The sequence below is a fragment of the Streptomyces roseicoloratus genome, from assembly GCF_004117935.1.
GTDB classification, from domain to species: Bacteria; Actinomycetota; Actinomycetes; order Streptomycetales; family Streptomycetaceae; genus Streptomyces; species Streptomyces roseicoloratus.
Window position 1 is genome coordinate 141,225 of sequence record NZ_SDOY01000113.1, and the last position, 7,752, is coordinate 148,976.

Here is a 7,752-nt window from a genome sequence, read left to right on the forward strand (position 1 = left end):
ATGGGCCGGTGCAGTCCCCGCCTCCGACCTCGCCCCGGCCTCCGTCGTTCCCCGAGCCCCCGTCATCGACCCGGCCTCCGTCGTCACCCGAGCCGTGGTCGTCGCCCCAGCCGCCTTCCCCGGACCAGCGGGCCTCTTCGGACCAGCAGGCCGCCCCGGACCAGCAGGCCTCCCCGCCGTACCGTGTCCTCGGTCCCGCCCGGGCACGCCGTGGCGACGGCGGCCGGGCGGCGCTGAACGGCGCCCGACTGCGCGCCCTGCTCACCGCACTCGCCGCCGCGGGCGGCCGCACCGTCCGCACCGACGCCCTGATCGCCCAGGTGTGGGCCGACGACGCCGACGAGGACCGGGTCGAGGCACTCCAGGCCCTGGTGGGCCGGTTGCGCCGCGCGCTCGGCCGTGACGCCGTCGCCTCCGCGCCCGGCGGCTACCGACTGGCCGCGGGACCCGAGGACATCGACGTGTTCCGCTTCGAACGGCTCGCCGACGAAGGGGTACGGGAGCTGGACGCCGGCCGCCCCGGACCCGCCGCGGCCCTCCTCGACGAGGCCCTCGGCCTCTGGCACGGCCCCGCCCTCGCCGACCTCCCCGGACACGGGACCGACCCGCTCGCCGTACGGGCCGAGGCGCGCCGCGACCGCGCCCGCCGCGACCGGCTCGCGGCCGATATCGCCCTCGGCCGCGCCCAGGACGCCCTCGCCCCGCTCGCCGCCCTCACCGCCGAGCACCCGCTCGACGAACCCCTGCACGCCCTGCGCCTACGCGCCCTGCGCGCCGCCGGGCGGCCCGCCGAGGCCCTGGAGGCGTACGAGACGGTGCGCCGCGCGCTGGCCGACCGCCTCGGCACCGAACCCGGACCCGAACTCAAGACGCTGTACGAGGAGTTGCTGGAAGGGAAGGCGGCGGATGAGCGCGCTGCCCCGGCCTGGCGCCCGGTGGCCGCACCGCCGACCTCCTTCCTGGGCCGTGAGACCGAACTGCGCGATCTGGAGCAGTGGTTGACGGCCGAGGACACGCGGCTCGTCACCCTGACCGGACCCGGAGGCGTCGGCAAGACCCGACTCGCCCTGGAGGTCGCATCGGTGCGGGCGGGAGGCGGCCGAGGTGATGCGGCCCGGGGCGAGGAGGTGCGTGTCGCCGAACTCGCCGCCGTGCGTGAGGAGTCGGACGTCGCCGCCGCTGTCCTCACCGCCGTGGAGGCCCGCGAGACCGCGGTCTGGAGCGGATCCGCGCTCCCGGACGCCGGGTCGCGCGACCCGCTCTCCGTCCTCGTCGAGCACTGCGCCCGCCGTCGGATGCTGCTCGTGCTCGACAACTGCGAGCACGTGGTGGGCGCGGCGGCCGGGTTGACGGCGGCCCTGCTGGCCCGCTGTCCCGGTGTGACCGTGCTCGCGACGAGCCGGGAGCCGCTGGGCGTGCCGGGCGAGGCGCTGTGCCCGCTGGACCCGCTGGCCGACGCGCCGGCGGTCCGCCTGCTCGGCGAGCGCGGCGCCGCCGCGCGGCCCGGTTTCGACGTCGCGGAAGACCCGGAGGCGGCGGCCGAGATCGTGCGCCGACTCGACGGCCTGCCGCTGGCGATCGAACTCGCCGCGGCACGGCTCCGGTTGCTCACGGCCCGGCAGATCGCCGACCGCCTCGACGACCGCTTCCGCCTCCTCACCTCCGGCGCCCGCACCGTGCTGCCGCGCCAGCAGACCCTGCGCGCGGTCGTCGACTGGTCCTGGGACCTCCTGGACGAGGACGAGCGCACCGTGCTCCGCCGCCTCTCGGTGTTCCGCGGCGGCTGCGACCTGGAGGCGGCGGAGGCGGTCTGCGCCGAGCCGGACGGCGCGCGGGGCGTGCCGGGCGCTGCGCGGGACACTCCGGGCGCTGCGGTCGCGTCACCCGGGGCGGCCGAGGGCGCCGGCCCGACCGGGCCCTCGCCCGACGACGTGCTCGACCTGCTCGGCTCCCTCGTCGACAAGTCGCTCGTCGTCGCCGCCCCGGGTGGCGGCGCCGGGGCGGGGCCCGGAAGCGGACCGGGGATGCGCTACCGCCTCCTGGAGACCGTCGCCGAGTACGCCGGACGACGGCTCGACGAGGCCGGGGACCGCGAGGCCACCGAGCGGCGCCACCTCACCCACTACCGTGAGGTCGCCCGGCGCACCGATCCGGAACTCCGCGGCCCGCGGCAGGAGTTCGCCATGCTCCGCCTGGAGGCCGAGCACGACAACGTGCGCGGCGCGCTGCGGACCGCCGTACGCCTCCGGTCCGAGCAGGACGCGCTGTGTCTGGTCCACGCCATGAGCTGGTTCTGGCAGCTGCGCAACCACCAGCACGACGCCCTCACCTGGACGCGGGCGGCGATGGTGCTCGGGCCCGATCCGTTCGCGGAGCCCGTACGGGCCGCCGGGCCGTTCGAGGGGCGGTGCGGCGACGTGCCGCCGCCGTGGTCGGGGGAGCGGTTGTGGGAGGCGCGGCGCGGCGGCCGGCTGCTCGCGCTGGCGACCGAGGGCGGCGGCGGGGCCACCGCCGCGGAGCAGGACGGGACCAGGGCCGTGCTGGAGGCCGTCGTCTCCGCGTACCGCCCCGGTCTCCCGCAGAACTGCCGCCATCCCGGGACCATGTGGTTCTTCGCCCGGCTGATGACGGGACGGTTCGCCGACCTCGACGAGACCCTGGCCGCCCTGGTCGCCGCCACGCGCGAGCACGGCGACGGCTGGGACCTCGCCTTCGCGCTGCTGCTGCGCGCCAGGCTGCTCGGCGGCCAGGAACGGGACGCGGAGGAGGTGCTCGCGCGCTTCGAGGCGACGGGGGACTCGTGGGGCATCGCCGAGGCCCTGGCGGCGCGCGGCGAGACCTACGAGCGGGCCGGCCGCACCGCCGAGGCCGCGGCCGACTTCGCGCGGGCCATGGACGCCGTCGCCCGCCTCGGGGCCCGCTCCCAGGTCCCGGTGTTCAAGGCGCTGCTGGCCGCGGTCCGCCTCCGCACCCCCGAGGTGGCGGAGGACCCGGCGAAGCGGGCGGACGCCGAGCGGATGCTGGAAGAGGCGGCCGAGGAGTCCGGCGCGACGGGCGTCGAGGCCGTGAGCACCGCCCGCCTGCTGCTGGCCCAGCACTACGGCAACACCGGAAGGACCGCACTCGCCCGCGAACAACTCCACCTCATGCAGGCGGACTTCAGCGAGCTGACCCCGGGGCTCTTCCTCGGCATGCTCGACGGACTCGGCGGCTGGCTCGACTGCCTGGACGGCGCGTTCGAGGCGGCCGGCGCCCGACTGGCGCGCGGCGTACGGGAGATGGAGACCCTGGCCTTCCTGGTCGCGCCCTACCTCGTCGTCACCCAGTTCGCCACCGCCGCGTGGGCCCGGGCCGGCTCCGGCGCCGCCGAGGAGGGCGCGCGCCTGCTCGGCGCGTACGACGCCCACCGCGGCGGCCCGGCCGGCGCGGGCATCCGCCCGCTCACCCCCCACACCGAGGCCGCCGTACGCGCCCGCGCCGAAGAAGCCGTCCGCGCCGCTCTGGACCCGCGGACCTTCGGCACCCACTACGAGCGGGGCCGTGCCCTCACGCCGCACGAGGCGGCGGCGCTCGTACGGGGCTGAGCGCGCCGGGATCACAGGAACGGCCATGTGCGAGACTGCGCGCCGAGCACAGGTGGGGAGACATACGAGGAACGAGAGGGGGCGGCGGGTCGTGAGGGGCCGGAGACGGACGCCGGGGCGGTGCATCGGTCTGACGCTGAGCGGCGCTGTCGTGCTCACGACGACGGCGTGCTCGCCGATCGAGCGTCCGCTGGCGGCGGTGTACGTGGACGGGCGGGGCGTCCCGCAGGCGCTGCTGCGCTCGTGCGACGAGGACGGCAGGGTGCGGGCACCGTGGCTGCACGGCGTCGCCGTGCGCACCACGGAAACGGAGGACGGCACGCGACCCGAGGCCTCCGGCACCGAGGACGACACCCGGAACGACAACGGGAACGACACCGAGAACGACAACGGGAACGACACCGGGAACGACTGGATCGGCTGGGAGTCGTCAGGCATGCACAAGGCCGCGGACTTCCCCCTCTTCTCCCCGCCCGCCCACTGGCCGGCCGAGACCCGGGGACCACAGAGCCTGCAGCCGGGGTACCGGTACGACCTCAGGTTCGGCGACCCCGATGACTCCTATGAGTACGCCGGTACGGTGTGGTTCGACGCCGATCGGCTCGCACGGGTCCCGGCCGGCCGGGTTCTGACGCTTGGCGGCGTGATGACGAGGGAAGCGTTCGAGGAAGCCGCGCGGAAGGCCTGCTGACGCCCTCCCGCTGCCGACGCCCCCCTCGGCCTCCTGGTGTCCCCTCGGCCTACGCCTCCCGCGACGCCGGCCGCTCCCGGGCCTCCGCCAGGTCCTCCGGCGTCGGGGCGTCGTCCTGGGTGAGGCGGTGACGCCAGTGGCAGGCGAAGTCGATCGACCGGCGGCCGACACCGCGCTCCTCGACCAGGTGGCGGCGCGGCTCCCGTACGGCCCCCGTCTCGCCGGCCGGCCAGGCGTACGGCTCGCCCTTCGGAAGGTCCCTGGCCGCCCGTACCGCGTCCACGAGGGACAGCCGCCGGACGCGTGCAGCCAGTGCACGGTCAGGGCCCCGGGCCCCCGCGTCGCGGGCCTCTCCCGGGCACCCCCGGCGCCGCCGTGCAGGGGGAAGTCGACGTCCACGGTGCCGGCGGCCCGGTCGTGCGCCCGGAGCGTGTAGCTCCGTATCCAGGGCCGTCGCGATCCAGGGCCCTCGCGCCTCCGGGATCGCGCCGTACCCGCGTACCACCACATCACGTCGCCGTCCGGCTCCGGGGCGGGCAGCTCGGGCTCGGTCTGTCCGGGACGGGGGAAGAACAGCTCCACCTGGGCGTCGGGCCGGGCGAGCGCGTCGCCGACGCGGCCACGGCCCGCCCCGAGGACGGTTCCGACCGGCGCCGGCGTCGCCCGGATGCGGGACGGGGAGCCGGACACGAGAATGGCGAGTGCCACCCGCAGACACGAGGAGGCGGCACATGAACGGTGACACCGAAAAGACGTCCCGGGGGGCGGGGGACACCCCGACGCCCGACAGGCTGCTGCATTCCGGATCGGAGGGGGAGTTCTCGGCCGAGGACGTGTGCCTCGCCTCGGGCCGTGACCTGACTCCGAAGAACCTGGCCTGGGCGGAGCGCCGCATGGCGGAGAAGGGGCGGGCCTCACTCGACGAACTGCTCCCCTGACCGGTCGGGAGCACCGCGGGCGGCCCCCGACCCGGCGGCCGCCCGCACTCGTCACATCCCCGTCCGCGCCGAAGGCCCTCGCACGGGCCTTCCGCATTTATGGAACGCGTTCTACCGTGGCGCCCCACCGCGCGGAGCACCGAGCCACGGGAGACGCCATGCACCTCGAGTACACGCCCGCCCAGCACCGCCTGCGCGCCGAGCTGCGTGCCTACTTCGCCGAGCTGGTTCCCGGGGACGTCCACTCCCGCTACGCCGAGCCGGCCGCCCAGAAGCGCTTCTACCGGGAGACGGTGCGCCGTCTCGGCACCGACGGCTGGCTGGGCGTCGGCTGGCCGACGGAGTACGGCGGGCGCGGGCTGACGCCCATGGAGCAGTTCATCTTCTTCGACGAGGCCGCCCAGGCGGGCGTCCCGCTGCCGCTGATGGCGCTGAACACCGTCGGCCCGACGATCATGCGGTTCGGCACCGACGAGCAGAAGGCGTACTTCCTGCCGAAGATCCTCTCCGGCGAGATCGACTTCGCGATCGGCTACAGCGAGCCCGACGCCGGCACCGACCTCGCGGCCCTGAAGACCCGCGCGGTCCGCGAGGGCGACGAGACCACGGGCCACTACACCGTCAACGGCCAGAAGATCTGGACGACCAACGGCGACACGGCGGACTGGGTGTGGCTCGCCGTCCGCACCGACCCGGCCGCACCGCCGCACAAGGGCATCACCATGCTCCTGGTGCCGACCACGGACCCCGGCTACTCGTGCACGCTCATCAACACCCTCGCCTCGCACGACACGACGGCGAGCTACTACGAGAACATCCGCGTGCCCTGTTCGCGCCGGGTCGGCGAGGAGAACAAGGGCTGGCGGCTGATCACCAACCAGCTCAACCACGAGCGCGTCACCCTGGCCGCCCACGGCACCATGGCCATCCGCGCGCTCCACGACGTCCAGCGCTGGGCGGCCGACACCAAGCTGGCCGACGGCCGCCGCGTCCTCGACCTCGCCTGGGTCCGCCGCACGCTGGCCCGGACGCACACCCGTCTGGACGCGATGAAACTGCTCAACTGGCAGATGGTGAACGCCGTCCAGAACGGCACCCTCACTCCTCAGGACGCGTCCGCCGTCAAGGTCTACGGCTCCGAGGCCCGCCGCGACGCCTACGCCTGGCTGATGGAGATCACCGGCTCGTCGGGCGCCCTCAAGGAGGGCTCCGCCGGCGCCGTCCTCCACGGCGAACTCGAACGCGGCTACCGCTCGGCCGTCATCTTCACCTTCGGCGGCGGCAACAACGAGATCCAGCGCGAGATCATCTCCTGGATCGGCCTCGGCATGCCGAGGGTCCGCCGCTGACGGGTTTGTGAAGAGGCTTTTTACTGAGGCTGAACTCGTGGTGTCGCAGGGGCTGACGGCTGGTCGTCTGCTGCGGTATCACCGGAGGCATGCGGTATCCACAAGGGGGCGGGCTGACCGCCGAACGGCAGCAGTTCCGCGAGGGGTTACGGCTCAAGGCCGCAGAGCGGTTCGCCCAGGGCGAGGCGAGTGCGGTGATCGCCAAGGACCTGCGGGTCAGCGTCCGCTCTGTGCAGCGGTGGCGGCGGACGTGGGATGAGGGCGGTCCGCGGGCTCTGCGGTCGCAGGGGCCGGCGTCGCTGCCGAGGCTAAGCGAGAAGCAGTTCGCTCAGCTGGAGGCGGAGCTTGCCAAGGGGCCAGCCTCGCATGGCTGGGAGGACCAGCGGTGGACGCTGGCGCGGGTCAAGACGGTGATCGGCAGGCGTTTCCACCTGACCTACACGATTCAGGGTGTGCGCAAGCTGCTGGTGCGTAACGGCTGGTCCTGTCAGGTGCCGGCCCGACGCGCGATGGAGCGGGACGACGCGGCGGTGGCCGGATGGGTCAAGGAGGTGTGGCCCTGCGCGGAAGACTCGCGGCGGCGCGCGGAGCCTGGCTCGTCTTCGAGGACGAAGCCGGATTCTCCATGACGCCGCCGCATGCGAAGACCTGGTCCCAGCGCGGCCGGACCCCGGTGGTGCGGGTCCGCGGCCGGTCCCGTAGACGAGTATCGATCGCCGCGCTGACCTGCTACAAACCCGGGCACCGGTCCCGGCTGATCTACCGGCCCCGCCGGGACGACGGCCGACGCGACGGACGCAAGAGCTTCTCCTGGCGCGACTACCGAGACCTGCTGATCGCCGCCCACCAGCAGCTCGGCGGCCCGATCGTGCTCGTCTGGGACAACCTCAACGTCCACAAAGCCGCCGACCTGCGGGAATGGGCGGCAGCCCAGGACTGGCTGACCATCCACTACCTGCCGCCTTACGCACCCGACCTCAACCCCGTCGAAGGGATCTGGTCACTGCTACGGCGCGGCTGGCTCTCCAACGTCGCCTTCAGTACCCCCGAACACCTCGTCCAACGCATCCGACGCGGCCTACGGCACATCCAGTACCGCAGCCACCTCATAGACGGCTGCCTCGCCGAGACCGGTCTGGTCATCAGGCCCGCCTGATCAGCAGCACGACACCACGAGTTCAACCTCAGTA

General features: G+C 74.3%; 6 protein-coding genes and 1 pseudogene. 5 read left to right on the plus strand and 2 right to left on the minus strand.

What is annotated here, in order from left to right:
* The first annotated feature begins 8 nt into the window (after nt 1-8).
* Together ESG85_RS14805 and ESG85_RS14810 are read left to right on the plus strand one after the other, a co-directional pair.
* Nucleotides 9-3,584, plus strand: coding sequence for an AfsR/SARP family transcriptional regulator (locus ESG85_RS14805; protein ID WP_128979390.1), 3,576 nt, complete (start codon nt 9-11; stop codon nt 3,582-3,584).
* Nucleotides 3,585-3,609: 25 nt separating this feature from the next.
* Nucleotides 3,610-4,275 (plus strand): hypothetical protein, encoded by a 666-nt coding sequence (locus tag ESG85_RS14810; RefSeq protein ID WP_128979392.1) that lies wholly within the window; start codon nt 3,610-3,612, stop codon nt 4,273-4,275.
* Nucleotides 4,276-4,324: 49 nt separating this feature from the next.
* Here the strand turns inward: ESG85_RS14810 and ESG85_RS35490 are convergent, their stop codons facing one another.
* On the minus strand, nt 4,325-4,558 hold the full coding sequence (locus tag ESG85_RS35490) for an SIP domain-containing protein (RefSeq protein ID WP_219825195.1): 234 nt from the start codon (nt 4,556-4,558) through the stop codon (nt 4,325-4,327).
* A gap of 134 nt (nt 4,559-4,692) precedes the next feature.
* A pseudogene (locus ESG85_RS36935) lies at nt 4,693-4,983 on the minus strand (siderophore-interacting protein); the annotation flags it as partial.
* 23 nt (nt 4,984-5,006) lie between these two features.
* Between ESG85_RS36935 and ESG85_RS14820 the strand changes: the two are divergent.
* The 3 genes from ESG85_RS14820 (at nt 5,007) to ESG85_RS36940 (ending at nt 7,718) form a co-directional block, all read left to right on the plus strand.
* Entirely contained in the window at nt 5,007-5,213 is a 207-nt protein-coding gene (locus ESG85_RS14820; protein ID WP_128979394.1) for a hypothetical protein, read from the plus strand.
* A 158-nt stretch (nt 5,214-5,371) separates the two neighbouring features.
* Nucleotides 5,372-6,562 (plus strand): acyl-CoA dehydrogenase family protein, encoded by a 1,191-nt coding sequence (locus ESG85_RS14825; protein WP_128979396.1) that lies wholly within the window; start codon nt 5,372-5,374, stop codon nt 6,560-6,562.
* A gap of 89 nt (nt 6,563-6,651) precedes the next feature.
* A protein-coding gene (locus tag ESG85_RS36940; protein WP_425471196.1) for an IS630 family transposase occupies nt 6,652-7,718 on the plus strand; the annotation gives its coding sequence in 2 pieces (ribosomal slippage) (nt 6,652-7,095 and nt 7,098-7,718; 1,065 coding nt in all).
* Nucleotides 7,719-7,752 lie beyond the last annotated feature (34 nt).

Bases quoted from the DNA above. Each gene is read 5' to 3' on its own strand.
- ESG85_RS14820 (WP_128979394.1), top strand. From the start codon at position 5,007: ATGAACGGTGACACCGAAAAGACGTCCCGGGGGGCGGGGGACACCCCG.
- ESG85_RS14825 (WP_128979396.1), top strand. From the start codon at position 5,372: ATGCACCTCGAGTACACGCCCGCCCAGCACCGCCTGCGCGCCGAGCTG.
- ESG85_RS14810 (WP_128979392.1), top strand. From the start codon at position 3,610: ATGTGCGAGACTGCGCGCCGAGCACAGGTGGGGAGACATACGAGGAAC.